Origin of the sequence: Micromonospora sp. NBRC 110037, from assembly GCF_001652995.1 — a bacterium.
In the GTDB taxonomy this organism is placed as follows: domain Bacteria; phylum Actinomycetota; class Actinomycetes; order Mycobacteriales; family Micromonosporaceae; genus Micromonospora; species Micromonospora chalcea.
On the sequence record NZ_BBVA01000011.1, the window covers coordinates 12,202 to 29,960 of the forward strand.

A 17,759-nucleotide genomic window follows, 5' to 3' on the forward strand; every position below is an offset into this window, starting at 1 on the left:
CCGACATGACCGCCACCGAACCCCTGGCCCCCTGGCGCGGATTCCACGCCGGCGCGTGGCAGGAGACAGTCGACGTGGCCGACTTCGTCCGCCACAACCACGAGCCGTACACCGGGGACGCCTCGTTCCTGACCGGGCCGACGCCGCGCACGCTCGCGGTGTGGGACCGGCTGCGGGACATGTTCCCGGAGGAGCGGCGCCGCGGCGTGTACGACGTCGACGCGGCCACCCCGTCGACGATCACCTCGCACGCGCCCGGGTACATCGACCGGGAGCGGGAGCTGATCGTCGGGTTGCAGACCGACGCGCCGCTGCGGCGGGCGATCATGCCGGCCGGCGGGCTGCGGATGGTGGAGACGGCGCTGCGCGCGTACGGGCGTGAGCCGGACCCGCGCGTGCACGAGATCTTCACCCGGTACCGCCGCACGCACAACGACGCGGTGTTCGACGCGTACCCGGAGACCGTGCTCGCGGCCCGGCGCTCGCACATCATCACCGGCCTGCCCGACGCGTACGGACGCGGACGGATCATCGGCGACTACCGCCGGGTGGCGCTGTACGGCGTGGACCGGCTGATCGAGGAACGCCGCGCGCTCAAGGCGGCGCTGGACGACCGGCGCAGCACCGACGACGTGATCCGCGACCGGGAGGAACTGGCCGAGCAGATCCGCGCGCTCGGCGAGCTGAAGGAGATGGCCGCCTCGTACGGCTTCGACATCTCCCGCCCGGCCGTCACCGGCGCGCAGGCGATCCAGTGGCTCTACTTCGCCTACCTGGCCGCCACGAAGGAGCAGAACGGCGCCGCCATGTCGCTCGGCCGCACCGCCGGGTTCCTCGACGCCTACCTGCGGCGGGACATCGCCGAGGGGCGGCTGGACGAGAGCGGCGCGCAGGAGCTGATCGACGACTTCGTGATCAAGCTGCGGATCATCCGCTTCCTGCGCACCCCCGAGTACGACCAGCTCTTCTCCGGCGACCCGACCTGGGTCACCGAGTCGCTCGGCGGGATGGGCGCGGACGGCCGGCCGCTGGTCACCCGCACCACGTTCCGCTACCTGCAGACGCTGTACAACCTCGGCCCGGCGCCGGAGCCGAACCTGACGGTGCTCTGGTCGCCGCGGCTGCCCGAGGGGTTCAAGCGGTTCTGCGCCCAGGTGTCGCTGGACACCAGCGCCATCCAGTACGAGAACGACGAGCTGATCCGCCCGGCGTACGACGACGACACCGCGATCGCCTGCTGCGTGTCGGCCATGCGGGTCGGCCGGGACATGCAGTTCTTCGGCGCCCGGGCGAACCTGGCGAAGGCGCTGCTGTACGCGATCAACGGCGGCCGCGACGAGCTGTCCGGCGCGCAGGTCGCCCCGCCGGCCGCGCCGGTCGGCGGCGAGACGCTCGACTACGACGAGGTGCTGGCCGCGTACGACCGCACGCTGGACTGGCTGGCGCAGACGTACGTGGACGCGCTGAACGTGATCCACCACCAGCACGACAGGTACGCCTACGAGCGGCTGGAGATGGCGCTGCACGACCACCCGGTGCGCCGCTTCATGGCCACCGGCATCGCCGGCCTGTCGGTCGCCGTGGACAGCCTGTCGGCCATCCGGTACGGCCGGGTCAAGGTGCTGCGCGACGAGTCCGGGCTGGCGGTCGACTACGCGGTCGAGGGCGAGTTCCCGACGTACGGCAACGACGACGACCGGGCCGACGAGATCGCGGTGTGGCTGGTCGAGACGTTCGCGGAGAAGCTGCGCCGGCAGCGCACGTACCGCGACGCGGAGCTGACCATGTCGGTGCTCACCATCACCTCGAACGTGGTGTACGGCAAGCACACCGGCAACACGCCGGACGGGCGGCGCGCCGGTGAGCCGTTCGCGCCGGGGGCGAACCCGATGAACGGGCGGGACACGCACGGCCTGGTCGCGTCCGCGCTGTCGGTGGCGAAGCTGCCGTACGACGCGGCCCGCGACGGCATCTCGCTGACCGGCACCGTCACGCCGGACGGCCTGGGCCACACCCGCGACGAGCGGATCGCGAACCTGGCCGGGGTGCTCGACGGCTACGCCGACGCCGGCGGGTTCCACCTCAACGTCAACGTGCTGGACCGGGCCACGCTGCTGGACGCGATGGCGCACCCGGAGCGGTACCCGCAGCTCACCGTCCGGGTCTCCGGGTACGCGGTGAACTTCGTGCGGCTCACGCCGGAGCAGCAGCGCGACGTGGTGTCGCGGACCTTCCACGGGTCGCTGTGAACGGCCGCCCGCCCGCGCCGCCGCAGGTGACTGCGGCGGCGCCGGGGTGCGTCACCGGCGCTGTGCACTCCTGGGACACCTCGGTCGGGGTGGACGGCCCGGGCACCCGGTTCGTGGTCTTCCTGGCCGGTTGCCCGCTGCGCTGCCGCTACTGCCACAGCCCGGACACCTGGTACGGCCGCAGCGGCCGCCGCCGCAGCGTGGACGAGATGGTCGCGCTCGCCGGCCGGTACCGCCGGTTCATCCAGGTGGCCGGGGGCGGCGTCACTGTGAGCGGCGGGGAGCCGCTGCTGCAACCGGCGTTCACCCGGGAGCTGCTGCGGCGCTGTCACGTCGACCTGGGCCTGCACACCGCGCTGGACACCTCCGGCTTCCTCGGCGTCCGCGCCGACGACACGCTTCTGGACGCCACCGACCTGGTGCTGCTCGACGTGAAGGCGGGCAACCCGCAGACGTACCGCCGGGTCACCGGCACCGGCCGGCTCGCGCCGACGTTGCGGTTCGCGCAACGGCTGGCCGACCGGGGTACGCCGATGTGGATCCGGTACGTGCTGGTGCCCGGCCTGACCGACGCGGTCGACGAGGTGGAGCGGGTGGCCGACATCGCGGCCGGGCTGGCCACGCTGCAGCGCGTGGAGGTGCTGCCGTTCCACCGGCTCGGTGCGCACAAGTACGCCGAGCTGGGGCTGACCTTCCCGCTGGCGGACACCGAGCCGCCTGATGCCGACCTGCTGACCCGGGTACGCGGTCAGTTCGCCGCCCGCGGTCTCACCGTCACCTGACCGCGCGCCGGTTCAGCTGGCTGCGGCCGTCGGGTAGCCGTAGAGGTCCAGCAGCCGGACCCGGGACGCCTGGAGGCGGTCCACCACCACGCTCATGAACCGGCTGGTGAGCTGGCGGCCGAGCGTGTCGTCGGACTCCATCAGCCGGCGTACCCCGTCGGCGTCGAGTTCGACGGCGGTGCTGCGCTGGGTGGCGACCGCGCCGAACTGCCAGCGGTACGGCGGGAACAGCCAGGACCAGCCGAGCACGCCGCCCGGCCCGATCGTCTCGATGCCCACGTCGCCGCGGCCCGGCACCGGGAAGTCGAGTGCCACCTGGCCGCCGCGGACGAGCCAGAACCGGTCGGCCGGCGCGCCGGCGCGGAACAGCCGGTGCCCGGGGTGCCAGACCACCGGGCGGGCGTACCCGGTGAGCCGGGGCAGCCACTCGTCGGGCAGCCCGGCCAGGAAGGGGTGGACGCGGAGCATCTCCAGCGGGGTCATCGCGCCTCCAGGATCGACAGGAGGGAGCACTGGTTCCCATTCCACCTCGCGAACGGCCCGGCCGGTAGGGGCCGATGGTCCCGGCCGTGCCGGGCGGATCGACTCTGCCCAGGTGGCAGCCGTCGGCGCAGGCTGAGGGGGAACCGAAGGAGGACGTCATGACCGACAGGACCGGTGCCCCCGTCGTGGTGGGCGTGGACGGCTCCCCGTCCGCGCTGGACGCGGTACGGCTGGCCGCACGCGAGGCGGTGCTGCGGCACCGGCCGCTGCGGGTGGTGAACGCCTTCCTGTGGCCGCTGGTCGGCACGCCGCTGGGCATGGTCGCCCCGGTGCTGCCCGACATCGAGCTGCGCCAGGAGGCCGAGAAGCTGGTCGAGGAGGCGGTGGACGAGGCCCGCAAGGTCGACGCGGAGCTGGCGGTGACCGGCGCGGTGGTCGACGGCGGGCCGGTCGCGGTGCTGCTGCGGGAGAGCCGCGACGCCGCGCTGCTCGTGCTGGGCCACCGTGGCCTGGGCGGCTTCGCCGAACTCCTGGTCGGCTCGGCGGCGGTGCAGCTCTCCGCCCGCGCGGACTGCCCGGTTCTCGTCGCCTGGGGCGAGGCCCGCGCCGACGGCCCGGTGGTGGTCGGCGTGGACGGGTCCGCGCTGTCCGACGAGGCGGTCGGGTTCGCGTTCGCCGAGGCCGCGGCGCGCGACGCCGAGCTGGTGGTGGTGCACACCTGGCTGTACCCGCAGCCGGTGAGCTACCGCGAGGCGTTCGGCGACGTCCTGCCGCTGGCGTACGAGCCGGAGCAGTTGCGCGCCGACGAGCAGCGGGTGCTGGCCGACGCGGTCGCCGGCTGGACCGAGCGCTACCCGGAGGTCACGGTGCGGCCGAAGCTGGTCGCCGCCGCCACGCCGGCCCGAGTGCTGGTCGAGGAGTCCGTCGGGGCGCAGCTGACGGTGGTCGGCGCGCACGGGCGGGGTAGCCTCGGCTCGCTGCTGCTCGGCTCGGTCAGCCACGCCGTGCTGCACCACTGCCACAGCCCGCTGGCCGTCGTCCGGCACCGCGGGGGCCGGGAACGCTGACCCCGGTTCGGCGGTCCCGGCGCCGCCGGGACCGCCACAATGGCCTGAGCCGACCGGAGGGAACAGACCTGATGAACCGACCCGTCGTGGTGGGAGTGGACGGATCGCCGTCCAGCCTGGCCGCCGCCGACCTGGCTGCCGCGACCGCCGTGGCACGTTCCCGGCCGCTGGTGCTGGTGCACGGCTACCTGCACCCGCTCGGCTACGGCGTGCCGCTCAACCCGTACGACCTGGGGGTGCCGGCGCCCACCGCGGAGGCGGAGAAGATGCTCGAGTCGGTCGCCGCCGACCTGACCGAGCGGCACCCGGGCCTGCGGGTGCAGGTGCGCCAGGTGGCCGGCGGTCCGGGCGCGACGATGGTCGAGGAGTCCCGCCGCGCCGAGCTGGTCGTGGTGGGCAGCCGGGGCGTGGGCGGTTTCGCCGGCCTGCTGCTCGGCTCGGTCAGCGGGCAGCTCGCGCAGCACGGGCACTGCCCGGTGCTGATCGTCCGCCCGGAGGAGCAGCCGATTCCGGTGGACGGGCCGGTGCTGGTCGGCGTGGACGGCTCCGACTCGGCCGCGTACGCGATCGAGCTGGCTGCCGACGAGGCCGAGCGGCGCGACGCGGAGCTGGTGCTGATGCACGTCCGGTCGCCGGAACGCGGCGCGGTGGCGCCCGAGGTCGCGGCGGAGGCCTCCACCGCCGAGCGGGCCGAGGCGGCGGGACTGCTGGCCGAGGCCGCGGACCGGGTCCGGTCGGCGCATCCGGGCCTGCGGGTGACGGAGCGGTCCGTCACCTCCCCCTCGCCGGAGACCGCGCTCGTCGAGGCCAGCGGCGAGGCGGCGCTCGTGGTGGTCGGCTCCCGGGGCCGGGGCGGCTTCGTCGGGCTGCTGCTCGGCTCGGTCAGCCAGGCAATGGTGCAGCACTCCCACTGCCCGGTGCTCGTCGCCCACCGGCCCGAGCCGGCCGACGACTGAGCCGCCTCGCGGGCGGCGGCCCCGCGCCGGCCCTGTCCGCCGGGCCGCCCGGCGCGAGAGATGTCTTCCGAGCGATATGACTGAGAGGCATAAATATGCCTCTCAGGCATATCGAGTTTCCGGCGTGGTTTCGCCGGGACGGTAACGCTCGGTAGCGGTCGCCCCCGCGCCGCACCGCCCCGGCGTCAGGCCGGGTCGCGGCCGGCGAGCAGGTCGGCGAAGTCGGTGGTGAGCGCGAACGGGTCGGCCGGGCCGGTCGCGGGCGGGCGGCGGTCCACCTGCTCGGCCAGCTCGGCGGCGGCCCGGCGGATCCGGGACCGCAGCGCGCTGTCCCCGTCGTCACCGGCCCAGTCCTCCGGCGCGGCGAACACCGCAGTGGGCAGTGTCGCCGCCCGCAGGTACGTGAACATCGGCCGGACCGCGTGCTCCAGCGCGAGGGAGTGCCGGGCGGTGCCGCCGGTCGCCCCGATGAGCACCGGCTTGCCCGCGAGCGTGTCCCGGTCGATCACGTCGAAGAACGACTTGAACAGCCCGTTGTAGGACGCGTTGAAGATCGGCGTCACCGCGATCAGCGCGTCGGCGGCCGCCACGGCGTCGAGTGTCTGTCGCAGCGCGGCCGGCGCGAAGCCGGTGAGCAGGTGGTTCACCACGTCGTGGGCGTGCTCGCGCAGCTCCACGGTGCGCAGTTCCACCGTCGCGCCGCGCCCGGCCAGCTCGTCGCGGGCGGCCGCGGCGAGCTGGTCGGCGAGCAGACGGGTGGACGACGGCTGGGCGAGCCCGGCCGAGACGACCGCCAGGGTACGACGGGTCATCGCTGCTCCCCGTCGGCCGGAGCGGCGTCGCGGGCGGCCAGCAGGCCGGCGTGGGTGGGCGCCTCGGGCACGTGCGCGGGACGCAGCGAGTCGAACTCCTTGCGCAGCACCGGTACCACCTCCTCGCCCAGCAGGTCGAGCTGCTCCAGCACCGTCTTCAGCGGCAGGCCGGCGTGGTCGATCAGGAAGAGCTGCCGCTGGTAGTCGCCGACGTACTCGCGGAAGCCCAGCGTCCGGTCGATGACCTGCTGCGGGCTGCCCACCGTCAGCGGCGTCTCGCGGGTGAACTCCTCCAGCGACGGGCCGTGCCCGTAGACCGGGGCGTTGTCGAAGTAGGGGCGGAACTCGCGTACCGCGTCCTGGGAGTTGCGGCGCATGAATACCTGCCCGCCGAGGCCGACGATGGCCTGGTCGGGTGAGCCGTGGCCGTAGTGCGCGAACCGCTCCCGGTAGAGGCCGACCATCCGCTGGGTGTGCTCCTTGGGCCAGAAGATGTGGTTGGCGAAGAAGCCGTCGCCGTAGTACGCGGCCTGTTCGGCGATCTCCGGGCTGCGGATCGAGCCGTGCCAGACGAACGGCGGCACGCCGTCGAGCGGGCGCGGGGTCGAGGTGAACGCCTGCAGCGGCGTACGGAACCGGCCCTTCCAGTCGACCACGTCCTCGCGCCAGAGCCGGCGCAGCAGGTCGTAGTTCTCGATGGCCAGGGGGATGCCGTTGCGGATGTCCTGGCCGAACCACGGGTAGACGGGCCCGGTGTTGCCGCGCCCCATCATCAGGTCCACCCGGCCGTCGGCGAGGTGCTGCAGCATCGCGTAGTCCTCGGCGATCTTCACCGGGTCGTTGGTGGTGATCAGCGTGGTCGCGGTGGACAGCAGCAGCCGTTCGGTGCGCGCGGCGATCCAGCCGAGCATGGTGGTCGGCGACGACGGCACGAACGGCGGGTTGTGGTGCTCGCCGGTGGCGAAGACGTCCAGGCCGACCTCCTCGGCCTTGAGCGCGATGGCGGTCATGGCCTTGATCCGCTCACGCTCGGACGGCAGTCGCCCGTTTGTCGGGTCGGGGGTGACGTCACCGACGGTGAAGACTCCGAACTGCATGACCAGCTCCTCGCGTGGGGTCCGGACCGGTCGGCCCGGGATCGCTCCTCACAACATATTTGACGAGTCAACTATTCCGGTGGCCGCCCGCCCCGGCGTGGCCCGGATCACGCGCCTCCCACCGACTACCCTTGCCGCGATGACGTACCCCTGGCTCTCCGCGCCCGCCGCGCAGATCGCGCAGACCGCGCGGACGCTGCTCGGCTGGACCGTGTCGGCCGGCGGCGTCACCGTACGCCTCACCGAGGTGGAGGCGTACGCGGGCACCGGCGAGGACCCGGCGTCGCACGCCCACCGCGGGCCGACGCCGCGCAACCAGGTCATGTTCGGGCCCGCCGGGCACGTCTACGTGTACTTCGTGTTCGGCATGCACTGGTGCGCGAACATCGTCTGCGGGCGCGACGGCGAGGCGGCGGCGGTGCTGCTGCGCGCGGGCGAGGTGGTCGGCGGCGTCGAGACCGCCCGCGAGCGCAGGCCGCGCGCCGCCGACCGGGATCTGGCCCGCGGGCCGGCCCGGCTGGTCACCGCGCTCGGGATCGGGCGGGACGCGAACGGCACCTCGGCTATCGACGGCAGCGGCCCGCTGCTGCTGACGCCACCGGCGATCCCGGTCGACCCGGCGCACATCGTCGCCGGGCCGCGTGTCGGGGTCGCCGCCGCGCACGACCTGCCGTGGCGGTTCTGGCTGGCGGACGAGCCGAGCGTGAGCGTCTACCGGCGGCACACCCCGCGTCGCCGGCCCGCTCCGGCCGCCCCGGTGCGGAACTCGCCGGCCTGAATCGGCCGTTCCGGGCAACCCGGGACACCCCGCGGCGCGTCTGTGGTGGCATGACGCGCCGACCCTTCACCATGCGTTGAGGTCACGGTGTTTTATACGAGGGGCTTTCAACGGGGTGTTGACAACGGGCCATTCTTGGGTGTGGGATGGACGACATGGTCACCGTGGACAACGACCCGTTCACCGCTCCGGATGCTGCCCAGGCACGGGCGCACCGCAACTACGCGGCGCTGCTGCGGATCGCCGAGCGGCACGCCGGCACCAACTCCCGCCGCCGTCGCTACGCCCACCCCGACGTGCCCGACGCCTACGAGGCGGCCACGCTGGTGATGGCGCTCGCCGGGGGCGCCGAGCTGGACGAGGGTGAGGAGCCGGTCGACCAGGCCGACCTGATGGCCGCGCTGACGCTCATCCCGCACGTGCGCTCCGAGGTGGACGCACTGGAGGCCGGGCTGCTCCAGGTGGCCCGCGGCCGGGGCATGACCTGGCAGGCGATCGCCTTCGGGCTGGGGCTGGGCAGCGCCCAGGCGGCCCGGCAGCGCTACGAGCGGCTCACCGTCCGCACCGGCACCGGCGACTGACCGACGGCGCGCACTGTCACAGCCGCGGGCGAGACTGCGCCGGACGACGGCACGGGAGGACGCGATGACGCGCGAGGAGATGCTCGCCTACTGCCTGGCCAAGCCGGGAGCCTGGCTCGACCGGCCGTGGGAGGGCGACGAGGTGGTGAAGGTGGGCAGCCGGATCTTCGCGTTCCTCGGCTCGCCCGAGGGTGAGGCGCGGGTCGGGGTGAAGTGCGGGGCGTCCCGGGAGGTGGCCGACGAGTGGCTGCACCGGTTCCCGGCCGACGCGCGCCCCTCCCCCTACATCGGCCGGTCGGGCTGGAACACGCTGCGGCTCTCCGGCGGCATCCCGGACGACGAGCTGGTCGAGGCGGTCGACGGGTCGTACGACGCGGTGGTGGCGAAGCTGCCGAAACGCGAGCGCCCCACCGGTTGACCGGTGTGATCCGGGGGCAGGCGGGTGCCTGCCCCCGGATCAGCCGCAGGTCAGCGGGGGACGACCCGCTCGGCGGCCCACTCCCGCCAGCCGGTCAGCTTGTCCGCCGCGGCGGCGAGCTGGTCGGCGACCGGGCCGGGCCCGGTGGAGCCGGGCGTGATGCGGGCGGCCAGCGCCGAACGCACCGACAGCACGTCGCGCACCGACGGGTCCAGGTGCTCGCTGACGGCGGCCAGGTCGGCGTCGGACACCTCGTCCAGCGCGCAGTCCCGGGCCGCGCAGAGCGCCACCAGCTTGCCGGTGATCTCGTGCGCGTCGCGGAACGGCACGTTGCGCCGGACCAGCCAGTCGGCGACCTCGGTGGCGAGCGAGAAACCCGACGGGGCGCTCGCCACCAGCCGGTCCACCCGGACCGTCATCGTGGAGATCATCCCGGCCAGCGCGGGCAGCAGCAGCTCCAGCGTGTCGACCGCGTCGAACGCCGGCTCCTTGTCCTCCTGCATGTCCCGGTCGTACGTCATGGGCAGGCCCTTGAGCATGGTGAGCACGCTCATCAGGCCGCCGACCAGGCGGCCGGACTTGCCCCGGGCCAGCTCGGCGATGTCCGCGTTCTTCTTCTGCGGCATGATCGACGAGCCGGTGGCAAACGCGTCGTCCAGCTCGACCCAGCCGAACTCCTGCGACGTCCAGAGCACCACCTCCTCGCCGAGGCGGGACAGGTGCACGCCGATCATCGCGGTGACGAACAGGAACTCGGCGACGAAGTCGCGGTCCGCGACCGCGTCCATCGAGTTGGCGAACGAGGTACGGAAGCCCAGCTCCTTGGCGACCGCCACCGGGTCCAGCGGCAGCCCCGACCCGGCCAGCGCGCCCGCGCCGAGCGGGCTGATCGCGGTCCGCTCGTCCCAGTCCCGCATCCGCTCCAGGTCGCGCAGCAGCGGCTGCACGTGGGCCAGCAGCCAGTGCCCGAACGTCACCGGCTGGGCGTGCTGCAGGTGCGTCATGCCCGGCGCGGCGGTGTCCACGTGCCGCTCCGCCTGCTCGACGAGGGCCTCGGCCAGCTCGACCAGCCGGGCCGCCACCCCGCGGGCGTGGTCACGCAGGTAGAGCCGCAGGTCGGTGGCGACCTGGTCGTTGCGGGACCGGCCGGCGCGCAGCTTGCCGCCGAGGCTGCCCAGCCGCTCCAGCAGGCCACGCTCCAGCGCGGTGTGCACGTCCTCGTCGTCAACGGTCGGGCGGAACGCGCCGGAGGCGCACGCCGCCTCCAGGTCGTCCAGCGCGGCAAGCATCCGGCCCAGTTCGTCCGGGTCGAGCAGGCCGGCGCCGGCCAGGACCCGGGCGTGCGCGCGGGAACCGGCGATGTCGTACGGGGCGAGGCGCCAGTCGAACTGGACACTCACCGACAGCCGCGCGAGCGCCTCGGCGGGGCCGCCGGCGAACCGGCCGCCCCAGAGGCTCGTCCGGTTGGCGGGGGCGCTGTTCTCGGTCAGGCTCTTGTCGTCCACCCCACCCATTGTGGTGCCCCCCATCAGACTCCTCCCATCCGGGCGTCCCGCGCCGCCGCCATCCGGCTGGGCAGGCCCCACAACTGCACGAAACCCTTCGCCAGCGACTGGTCGAACGTGTCACCGGTGTCGTACGTGGCGAGGCCGAAGTCGTACAGGCTCGCCTCGGAACGCCGGCCGGTCACCACGGCCCGGCCGCCGTGCAGCCGCAGCCGCACCTCGCCGCTGACGTGCCGCTGCGCGTCGTCGATGAACGCGTCCAGCGCGCGCTTCAGCGGCGAGAACCAGAGCCCGTCGTAGACCAGCTCACCCCAGCGCTGGTCGACGCCGCGCTTGAACCGGGCCAGGTCCCGCTCGACTGTCACCGCCTCCAGCTCCTGGTGGGCGGTGATCAGCGCGACCGCGCCGGGTGCCTCGTACACCTCGCGGCTCTTGATGCCGACCAGCCGGTCCTCGACCATGTCGAGCCGGCCCACGCCGTGCGCCCCGGCGCGCCGGTTCAGCTCCCGGATCGCCTCGTACGGGGTGACCGTCTCGCCGTCGATCGCGACCGGGACGCCGGCGTCGAACGTGAGCACCACGTCGTCCGGGTCGCGTTCCGACGCCGGGTCCTCGGTGTACGCGTAGAGGTCCTCGACCGGGGCGTTCCAGATGTCCTCCAGGAAGCCGGTCTCCACCGCGCGGCCCCACAGGTTCTGGTCGATCGAGTACGGCGACTTCGCCGACACGTCGATCGGCAGCCCCTTCTCCTCGGCGAACGCGATCGCCTTGTCCCGGGTCCAGGCGAAGTCCCGGGCCGGGGCGATCACCTTCAGGTCGGGCGCGAGCGCGCCCAGGCCGACCTCGAAGCGGACCTGGTCGTTGCCCTTGCCGGTGCAGCCGTGCGACACGATCGTGCCGCCGTGGGCGCGCGCCGCGGCGACCAGGTGCTTGACGATCAGCGGCCGGGACAGCGCGGACACCAGCGGGTACCGGTCCATGTAGAGGGCGTTGGCCCGGATGGCCGGCAGGCAGTAGTCGGCGGCGAACTCGTCGCGCGCGTCCACCACCTCGGCCTCGACCGCGCCACAGTCGAGCGCGCGCTGCCGGATCACGGCCATGTCCTCGCCGCCCTGGCCGACGTCGACCGCCACCGCGATGATCTCCGCGCCGGTCTGCTCGGCCAGGTACGGAATGGCGACCGAGGTGTCCAGGCCCCCGGAGTACGCCAGCACGACCCGCTCGGTCACGTCGTGCTCCCTTCGACTGTGTCGTCCCGGCGGGCCCAGGCGGCGAGCCGCTCGCCCAGCGCCGCCCCGCCGTCGGCCTCCCGGGCCACGACGAGGATGGTGTCGTCGCCGGCGATGGTGCCGACGATCTCGGTGAGGCCGGCCCGGTCCAGCGCGCTGGCGAGGTACTGGGCCGCGCCCGGCGGGGTGCGCAGCACCGCGATGTTGCCGCTGGAGTCGACGCCGTTGAGCAGCTCACGCAGCAGCCGGACCAGCCGGGCCGGCGCGCCCTCGGCGTCGCGCAGCGGCCGGTGCCCGTCCTCCGGGATCAGGTAGACGCCCCGCCCGTCACCGCCGCGCGCGGTCACCGCCCCCAGTTCCTTCAGGTCCCGCGACAGCGTGGCCTGGGTGACCTGGATGCCGTCGCCGGCGAGCAGGTCGGCCAGCTCGGTCTGCGAGTGGATCGGGGTGTCGCGGATCAGCTCGACGATGCGGGCGTGCCGCGCGGCGCGGGTCAGCGGAGCGGTCATGCGGATTCCTCCAGGAGAAACGTCAGCAGCGCCTTCTGGGCGTGCAGACGATTCTCCGCCTGGTCGAACACCGCGCTGTGCGGGCCGTCGAGCGCCTCGTCGGTGATCTCCTCGCCCCGGTGGGCGGGCAGGCAGTGCAGCACGATCACGTCGGCGTCGGCGTGGCCGAGCAGCGCGGCGTTGACCTGGTACGGCAGGAACGGCGTGATCCGGTCCAGCCCGTCGGCCTCCTGCCCCATCGACGTCCAGGTGTCGGTGGCGACGACGTGCGCGCCGCGTACCGCCTCGGCCGGGTCGGTGAGCACCTGGACCGAGCCGCCGGTGGTGGCGGCGATCTTCTCCGCGCGGGCCACGATCTCCGGGTCCGGCTGAAACCCGGCCGGGCCGGCGATCCGCACGTGCATCCCGGCGGTCGCGCCGGCCAGCAGGTACGAGTGGGCCATGTTGTTCGCCGCGTCGCCCACGTACGCGAGGATCCGCCCGGCGGTGCCGCCGAAGCGCTCGCGCACGGTGAGCAGGTCGGCCAGCATCTGGCAGGGGTGGTACGTGTCGGTGAGCGCGTTGACCACCGGCACCGTGGCGTGCTCGGCGACCTCGGCGATCCGGTCGTCGCCGTGGGTGCGCAGCACGATCGCGGCGACGTAGCGGGACAGCACCCGGCCGGCGTCGGCCAGCGTCTCGCCGCGGCCGAAGTGGGTGACCTGGGTGTCCACCACCAGCGGGTGCCCGCCCAGCTCGGCGATGCCCACGTCGAACGAGATCCGGGTCCGCAGGCTCTGCTTGTCGAACAGCACCGCCACCGACTTCGGCCCGGCCAGCGGCTGGTGGCCGTACCGGTCGGTCTTCATCCGGGCGGCGAGGTCGAGCACGGCGGCCTGCTCGGCGGGCGTGAGGTCGTCGTCGCGCAGGAAGTGGCGGATCATGCGGGAGCCTCCGTCGGGGTCGTGGCGTCGGACGCGGCGTCGTCGGCGGTCGCTGCGGCGTCGGTGGAAGGGTGCGGCGCGGCGGCGGGCAGCGCGGCGGGCAGCGCGGCGACGAAGGCGTCGGCCTGCGCCACGGTGAGGATCAGCGGCGGGGCGAGCCGGATCACGTCCGGCTGCACCGGGTTCACCAGGAAACCCGCGTCGCGCAGCGCTGCCGCCGCGGCGGCGGAGACCGGCTGGTCGAGCACGATGCCGAGCAGCAGGCCGGCGCCGCGCACCTCGCGTACCAGCGGGTGGCCGAGCGCCTCGACGCCGCGCCGCAGCCGCTCGCCGACGCGCTTGACGTGGTCGAGCAGGCCCTCGTGCGCGATCGTGGAGACGACCGCGAGCGCGGCGGCGCAGCTGATCGGATTGCCGCCGAACGTGGTGCCGTGCGAGCCGGGGGTGAGCAGGTCGGCGGCCCGGCCGAAGGCCAGGCAGGCGCCCAGCGGCAGTCCGCCGCCGAGGCCCTTGGCGAGCGTGATCACGTCCGGCTCGACGCCGTCGGCCTGGTGGGCGAACCAGTGGCCGGTCCGGCCGATGCCGGTCTGCACCTCGTCCAGCACCAGCAGCGCGCCGTGCGCGGCGGTGATCCGCCGGGCCGCGGCGAGGTAGCCGGGCGGCGGGACGACCACGCCGTTCTCGCCCTGGATCGGCTCGATGATCAGCATGGCGGTGTCGTCGGTGACCGCCTCGGCCAGCGCGTCGGCGTCGCCGAACGGCACGTGCGTCACGTCGCCTGGTAGCGGGCGGAACGGGTCGGCCTTGGCGGGCTGCCCGGTCAGCGCCAGCGCGCCCATGGTCCGGCCGTGGAAGCCGCCGTGGGTGGCGACCACGTGCCGGCGGCCGGTGAGCCGGGACAGTTTGAACGCCGCCTCGTTGGCCTCCGCGCCGGAGTTGGCGAAGAACACCCGGCCGGGGCGGCCGGCCAGCGCCAGCAGCAGCTCGGCCAGCGCCACCGGCGGCTCGGCGACGAACAGGTTCGACACGTGCCCGAGCGTCGCGACCTGCTTGCTGACGGCGGCCACCACCGCCGGGTGGGCGTGGCCGAGCGCGTTGACGGCGATGCCGCCGAGCAGGTCGACGTACTCCCGGCCCGTCTCGTCGGTCACGACGGCGCCGGAGCCGGAGACGAGCGCCAGCGGCGGCGTGCCGTAGTTGTCCATCATGGTGGCGTTCCACCGCTGCACCAGCGTGCTCATGAGTCGATCACCATGGTTCCGAAGCCCTCCGACGTGAACACTTCCAGCAGCGTGGAGTGGGCGACCCGGCCGTCGACGACGTGCGCGGCGGGCACTCCCCCGCGCACCGCCCGCAGGCAGGCCTCCATCTTCGGGACCATGCCCGACTCCAGGGACGGCAGCAGCTTCGCCAGGTCGTCCGCGGTGATCTCGCTGACCAGGCTGGACGTGTCCGGCCAGTCGGCGTACAGGCCGGGCACGTCGGTCAGCACGACCAGCTTGCGGGCGTCCAGCGCCACCGCGAGCGCGGCGGCGGCGGTGTCCGCGTTGAGGTTGTGCAGCACCCCGTCGGCGTCCGGCGCGACTGTCGAGATGACCGGGATCCGGCCGGCGGCGATCAGGTCGGTGACCGCCGAGACGTTCACCGACTCCACGTCACCAACCTGGCCCACGTCGACCGCTTCGCCGCCCACGTACGCGGGACGGCGCACGGCGGTGAACAGCCCGGCGTCCTCGCCGGAGAGGCCGACCGCGTACGGGCCGTGCGCGTTGATCAGCCCGACCAGTTCCCGGCCGACCTGGCCGACCAGGACCATCCGGACCACGTCCATCGCCTCCGGGGTGGTGACCCGCAGGCCGCCCCGGAACTCGCTGGCGATGCCCAGCCGGCCGAGCATGGCGGAGATCTGCGGGCCGCCGCCGTGCACCACCACCGGCTTCAGGCCGGCGTAGCGCAGGAACACCATGTCGGCGGCGAACGCCCGCTGCAGTTCCGGGTCGACCATGGCGTTGCCGCCGTACTTGACCACGACGGTGGCGCCGGAGAAGCGGGCCAGCCAGGGCAGCGCCTCGATCAGCGTGGCGGCCTTGGCCTGGGCCCGGGTGAGGTCAGCACTCAGATTCATGTGGAATAGGCCGAGTTCTCGTGTACGTACGCGTGGGACAGGTCGTTGGTCCAGATGGTGGCGGTGTCGACGCCGGCGTGCAGGTCGATCCGGACGGTGACGCCGCGGCCGGTGAGGTCCACCTTGGCGCGGTCCTCGGCGGCGGCGCCGCCCCGGCACACCCAGATGCCGTTGACCGCGACGTCGACGCCGTCCGGCTCGAACACGGCGGTGGTGGTGCCGACCGCAGCGAGGATGCGGCCCCAGTTCGGGTCGTTGCCGAACAGCGCGGTCTTGACCAGGTTGTTGCGGGCCACCGTACGGCCCACCTCGACCGCGTCGTCCTCGCTGGCCGCGCCGACCACCTCGATCGCGACCTCCTTCGTCGCGCCCTCCGCGTCGGCCAGGAGCTGCTGGGCCAGGTCGTGGCAGGCGGCGGTGACCGCGGCGGTCAGCTCCTCGGCGGTCGGCTCGATCCCGGACGCGCCGCTTGCCAGCAGCAGCACCGTGTCGTTCGTGGACATGCAGCCGTCGGAGTCGATCCGGTCGAACGTGATCCGGGTGGCGGCGCGCAGCGCGGCGTCCAGGGCGTCCGGCCCGGCCACCGCGTCGGTGGTGAGCACGCAGAGCATCGTGGCCATGGCCGGGGCGAGCATGCCCGCACCCTTGGCCATGCCGCCGACGGTCCAGCCCGTACCCTGCGCCACTGTCGTCTTGGGCTGGGTGTCGGTGGTCATGATGGCCTCGGCGGCCGCCGGGCCGCCGTCGCGGGACAGGCCGCGCACCGCGTCGCGTACGCCGGGAAGCAGCTTGTCCATCGGCAGCCGCTCGCCGATCAGGCCGGTCGAGCACACAGCGACCTCGCCCGCGCCGACGATGAGCCGCGCGTTCGCCGCGGTGATCGCGGCGGCGGTGTGCTCGGCGGTGGCGTGGGTGTCCTGGAAGCCGGCCGGGCCGGTGCAGGCGTTCGCGCCGCCGGAGTTGAGCACCACGGCGCGCACGACGCCGCCGTGCACGACCTGCTGGCTCCACAGCACCGGCGCGGCCTTGACCCGGTTGGCGGTGAAGACACCCGCCACACCGGCGTCCGGGCCGTCGTTGATCACAAGGGCGACGTCGGGCGCGCCGGAAGACTTCAGTCCGGCCGCGACACCTGCGGCGCGGAACCCACGGGGGACGGTGACGCTCACGGGGCCACTCCAAACACGGACAGACCGGTGGTCTCGGGGAGACCCACCATCAGGTTGGCGTTCTGCACGGCCTGGCCGGCCGCGCCCTTGCCCAGGTTGTCGATCGCGCTGACCACGATCACCCGCCCCGAGTCGACGTCCACGGTCGCCTGGAGGTGGCAGGAGTTCGACCCGGCGGTGGCGGCGGTGTGCGGCCACGCGCCCTCGGGCAGCACGTGCACGAACGGCGCGTCGGCGTACGCGGCGGCCAGCACCGCGCGCGGGTCGGCGTCGCCGGTGGGCACGGCGGTGACGGTGGCCAGGATGCCCCGGGGCATCGGCGCGAGCACCGGGGTGAAGGACAGGCCGGTCGCGCCGGTGGCCTGCTTGATCTCCGGCACGTGCTGGTGCGCGCCCACCTTGTAGGGCGACAGGTCGCCCATCACCTCGCTGCCGAGCAGGTGGGTCTTGGCGGCCCGGCCCGCGCCGGAGGTGCCGGAGGCGGCGACCACCACCACGTCGTCGGGGCGTACCGCGCCGGCCGCGATCAGCGGCGCCAGCGCCAGCGTGGTCGCCACCGCGTAGCAGCCGGTGCTGGCCACCCGCGACGCGGCGGCGATCTCGGCCCGCTGGCCGGGCAGCTCGGGCAGCCCGTAGGTCCAGGCGCCGGCGTGCTCCCCGCCGTAGTAGCGGGACCAGGCGCCGGCGTCACGCAGCCGGTGGTCCGCGCCCAGGTCGACCACCTTGACCGAATCGGGCAGCGCCGCGGCGAGCGCCGCGGACTGCCCGTGCGGCAGGGCCAGGAACACCAGGTCCGCGTCGGCCAGGGTCGCCGGTTCGGTCGCGGCGAAGACCAGGTCCAGGCCGGCGAGCTGCGGGTGTACGGCGGTGACCGGCTGACCGGCCTGGGTGTGCGCGGTGGCGGCGATCAGCTCGAACTCGGGGTGACCGGCGAGCAGGCGCAGCAGTTCGCCCCCGGCGTATCCACTCGCCCCGGCCACCACTGTTCGAATGCCCATACCCACCTCCGCATGACTATGCAGAGAAGGGTACCGGTCGGGGCGACCTCATCGCAAGGTCATACGGCGCGCTGCATA

Annotated in this window: 18 protein-coding genes; 7 read left to right on the forward strand and 11 right to left on the reverse strand. The window is 73.8% G+C overall.

Annotated elements, in window-relative coordinates:
* Positions 1–5: 5 nt before the first annotated feature.
* Both pflB and pflA read left to right on the forward strand, forming a co-directional pair.
* Complete coding sequence (gene pflB, locus A4R25_RS26660; RefSeq protein ID WP_064448486.1) at positions 6–2,249, forward strand: formate C-acetyltransferase; 2,244 nt, start codon at positions 6–8, stop codon at positions 2,247–2,249.
* The gene (pflA, locus tag A4R25_RS26665; protein WP_051611069.1) at positions 2,246–3,031 is read left to right on the forward strand and encodes a pyruvate formate-lyase-activating protein; all 786 of its coding nucleotides are present in this window, start codon (positions 2,246–2,248) and stop codon (positions 3,029–3,031) included. Before pflB ends, pflA begins: the two co-directional genes overlap by 4 nt.
* A gap of 12 nt (positions 3,032–3,043) precedes the next feature.
* Here pflA and A4R25_RS26670 read toward each other — a convergent pair whose 3' ends face one another.
* Positions 3,044–3,514, reverse strand: coding sequence for a cyclic nucleotide-binding domain-containing protein (locus A4R25_RS26670; protein WP_043324912.1), 471 nt, complete (start codon positions 3,512–3,514; stop codon positions 3,044–3,046).
* 158 nt (positions 3,515–3,672) lie between these two features.
* Here A4R25_RS26670 and A4R25_RS26675 point away from each other — a divergent pair, with 158 nt between their 5' ends.
* Together A4R25_RS26675 and A4R25_RS26680 are read left to right on the forward strand one after the other, a co-directional pair.
* Positions 3,673–4,581, forward strand: coding sequence for a universal stress protein (locus A4R25_RS26675; RefSeq protein WP_064448487.1), 909 nt, complete (start codon positions 3,673–3,675; stop codon positions 4,579–4,581).
* A gap of 71 nt (positions 4,582–4,652) precedes the next feature.
* The gene (locus tag A4R25_RS26680; RefSeq protein WP_064448488.1) at positions 4,653–5,537 is read left to right on the forward strand and encodes a universal stress protein; all 885 of its coding nucleotides are present in this window, start codon (positions 4,653–4,655) and stop codon (positions 5,535–5,537) included.
* 185 nt (positions 5,538–5,722) lie between these two features.
* Here A4R25_RS26680 and A4R25_RS26685 read toward each other — a convergent pair whose 3' ends face one another.
* A complete protein-coding gene (locus A4R25_RS26685; protein ID WP_043324915.1) occupies positions 5,723–6,349 on the reverse strand; it encodes a CE1759 family FMN reductase in 627 nt (208 codons plus the stop codon).
* Positions 6,346–7,446, reverse strand: coding sequence for an LLM class flavin-dependent oxidoreductase (locus tag A4R25_RS26690; RefSeq protein WP_043324916.1), 1,101 nt, complete (start codon positions 7,444–7,446; stop codon positions 6,346–6,348). Before A4R25_RS26690 ends, A4R25_RS26685 begins: the two co-directional genes overlap by 4 nt.
* A 139-nt stretch (positions 7,447–7,585) precedes the next feature.
* On the opposite strand from A4R25_RS26690, the gene A4R25_RS26695 reads away from it, so the two are divergent.
* The 3 genes from A4R25_RS26695 (at position 7,586) to A4R25_RS26705 (ending at position 9,223) form a co-directional block, all read left to right on the forward strand.
* Positions 7,586–8,224 (forward strand): DNA-3-methyladenine glycosylase, encoded by a 639-nt coding sequence (locus A4R25_RS26695; RefSeq protein WP_043324917.1) that lies wholly within the window; start codon positions 7,586–7,588, stop codon positions 8,222–8,224.
* Between the two features lie 146 nt (positions 8,225–8,370).
* Complete coding sequence (locus tag A4R25_RS26700) at positions 8,371–8,805, forward strand: hypothetical protein (protein ID WP_030502457.1); 435 nt, start codon at positions 8,371–8,373, stop codon at positions 8,803–8,805.
* A 64-nt stretch (positions 8,806–8,869) separates the two neighbouring features.
* Entirely contained in the window at positions 8,870–9,223 is a 354-nt protein-coding gene (locus A4R25_RS26705) for an MmcQ/YjbR family DNA-binding protein (protein WP_064448489.1), read from the forward strand.
* Between the two features lie 50 nt (positions 9,224–9,273).
* Here A4R25_RS26705 and argH read toward each other — a convergent pair whose 3' ends face one another.
* From argH to argC, 8 genes are read right to left on the reverse strand one after another with little or no spacing between them, the layout of a single operon-like run.
* On the reverse strand, positions 9,274–10,737 hold the full coding sequence (gene argH, locus A4R25_RS26710) for an argininosuccinate lyase (protein ID WP_030271078.1): 1,464 nt from the start codon (positions 10,735–10,737) through the stop codon (positions 9,274–9,276).
* A gap of 14 nt (positions 10,738–10,751) precedes the next feature.
* Positions 10,752–11,957: an argininosuccinate synthase gene (locus tag A4R25_RS26715; RefSeq protein WP_043324919.1), complete on the reverse strand. Its 1,206-nt coding sequence runs from the start codon at positions 11,955–11,957 to the stop codon at positions 10,752–10,754.
* Complete coding sequence (locus A4R25_RS26720; protein WP_043324920.1) at positions 11,954–12,466, reverse strand: arginine repressor; 513 nt, start codon at positions 12,464–12,466, stop codon at positions 11,954–11,956. The genes A4R25_RS26715 and A4R25_RS26720 overlap by 4 nt, the downstream gene beginning before the upstream one ends.
* A complete protein-coding gene (argF, locus tag A4R25_RS26725) occupies positions 12,463–13,389 on the reverse strand; it encodes an ornithine carbamoyltransferase (RefSeq protein ID WP_043324921.1) in 927 nt (308 codons plus the stop codon). The genes A4R25_RS26720 and argF overlap by 4 nt, the downstream gene beginning before the upstream one ends.
* Positions 13,386–14,630: an acetylornithine transaminase gene (locus A4R25_RS26730; RefSeq protein WP_043324922.1), complete on the reverse strand. Its 1,245-nt coding sequence runs from the start codon at positions 14,628–14,630 to the stop codon at positions 13,386–13,388. The genes argF and A4R25_RS26730 overlap by 4 nt, the downstream gene beginning before the upstream one ends.
* Positions 14,627–15,514, reverse strand: a complete 888-nt coding sequence (gene argB / locus A4R25_RS26735; protein ID WP_064448490.1) for an acetylglutamate kinase — start codon at positions 15,512–15,514, stop codon at positions 14,627–14,629. The genes A4R25_RS26730 and argB overlap by 4 nt, the downstream gene beginning before the upstream one ends.
* Positions 15,511–16,683 (reverse strand): bifunctional glutamate N-acetyltransferase/amino-acid acetyltransferase ArgJ, encoded by a 1,173-nt coding sequence (gene argJ, locus A4R25_RS26740; RefSeq protein ID WP_064448491.1) that lies wholly within the window; start codon positions 16,681–16,683, stop codon positions 15,511–15,513. The genes argB and argJ overlap by 4 nt, the downstream gene beginning before the upstream one ends.
* Positions 16,680–17,681 (reverse strand): N-acetyl-gamma-glutamyl-phosphate reductase, encoded by a 1,002-nt coding sequence (gene argC, locus A4R25_RS26745; protein WP_064448492.1) that lies wholly within the window; start codon positions 17,679–17,681, stop codon positions 16,680–16,682. Before argC ends, argJ begins: the two co-directional genes overlap by 4 nt.
* Positions 17,682–17,759: the final 78 nt, after the last annotated feature.

What these genes read in the sequence shown, in the direction of transcription:
- pflB (WP_064448486.1), top strand. Translation starts at nt 6, where the DNA reads ATGACCGCCACCGAACCCCTGGCCCCCTGGCGCGGATTCCACGCCGGC.
- A4R25_RS26670 (WP_043324912.1), bottom strand. Translation starts at nt 3,514, where the DNA reads ATGACCCCGCTGGAGATGCTCCGCGTCCACCCCTTCCTGGCCGGGCTG.
- A4R25_RS26675 (WP_064448487.1), top strand. Translation starts at nt 3,673, where the DNA reads ATGACCGACAGGACCGGTGCCCCCGTCGTGGTGGGCGTGGACGGCTCC.
- A4R25_RS26680 (WP_064448488.1), top strand. Translation starts at nt 4,653, where the DNA reads ATGAACCGACCCGTCGTGGTGGGAGTGGACGGATCGCCGTCCAGCCTG.
- A4R25_RS26685 (WP_043324915.1), bottom strand. Translation starts at nt 6,349, where the DNA reads ATGACCCGTCGTACCCTGGCGGTCGTCTCGGCCGGGCTCGCCCAGCCG.
- A4R25_RS26690 (WP_043324916.1), bottom strand. Translation starts at nt 7,446, where the DNA reads ATGCAGTTCGGAGTCTTCACCGTCGGTGACGTCACCCCCGACCCGACA.
- A4R25_RS26695 (WP_043324917.1), top strand. Translation starts at nt 7,586, where the DNA reads ATGACGTACCCCTGGCTCTCCGCGCCCGCCGCGCAGATCGCGCAGACC.
- A4R25_RS26700 (WP_030502457.1), top strand. Translation starts at nt 8,371, where the DNA reads ATGGACGACATGGTCACCGTGGACAACGACCCGTTCACCGCTCCGGAT.
- A4R25_RS26705 (WP_064448489.1), top strand. Translation starts at nt 8,870, where the DNA reads ATGACGCGCGAGGAGATGCTCGCCTACTGCCTGGCCAAGCCGGGAGCC.
- argH (WP_030271078.1), bottom strand. Translation starts at nt 10,737, where the DNA reads ATGGGTGGGGTGGACGACAAGAGCCTGACCGAGAACAGCGCCCCCGCC.
- A4R25_RS26720 (WP_043324920.1), bottom strand. Translation starts at nt 12,466, where the DNA reads ATGACCGCTCCGCTGACCCGCGCCGCGCGGCACGCCCGCATCGTCGAG.
- argF (WP_043324921.1), bottom strand. Translation starts at nt 13,389, where the DNA reads ATGATCCGCCACTTCCTGCGCGACGACGACCTCACGCCCGCCGAGCAG.
- A4R25_RS26730 (WP_043324922.1), bottom strand. Translation starts at nt 14,630, where the DNA reads ATGAGCACGCTGGTGCAGCGGTGGAACGCCACCATGATGGACAACTAC.
- argB (WP_064448490.1), bottom strand. Translation starts at nt 15,514, where the DNA reads ATGAATCTGAGTGCTGACCTCACCCGGGCCCAGGCCAAGGCCGCCACG.
- argC (WP_064448492.1), bottom strand. Translation starts at nt 17,681, where the DNA reads ATGGGCATTCGAACAGTGGTGGCCGGGGCGAGTGGATACGCCGGGGGC.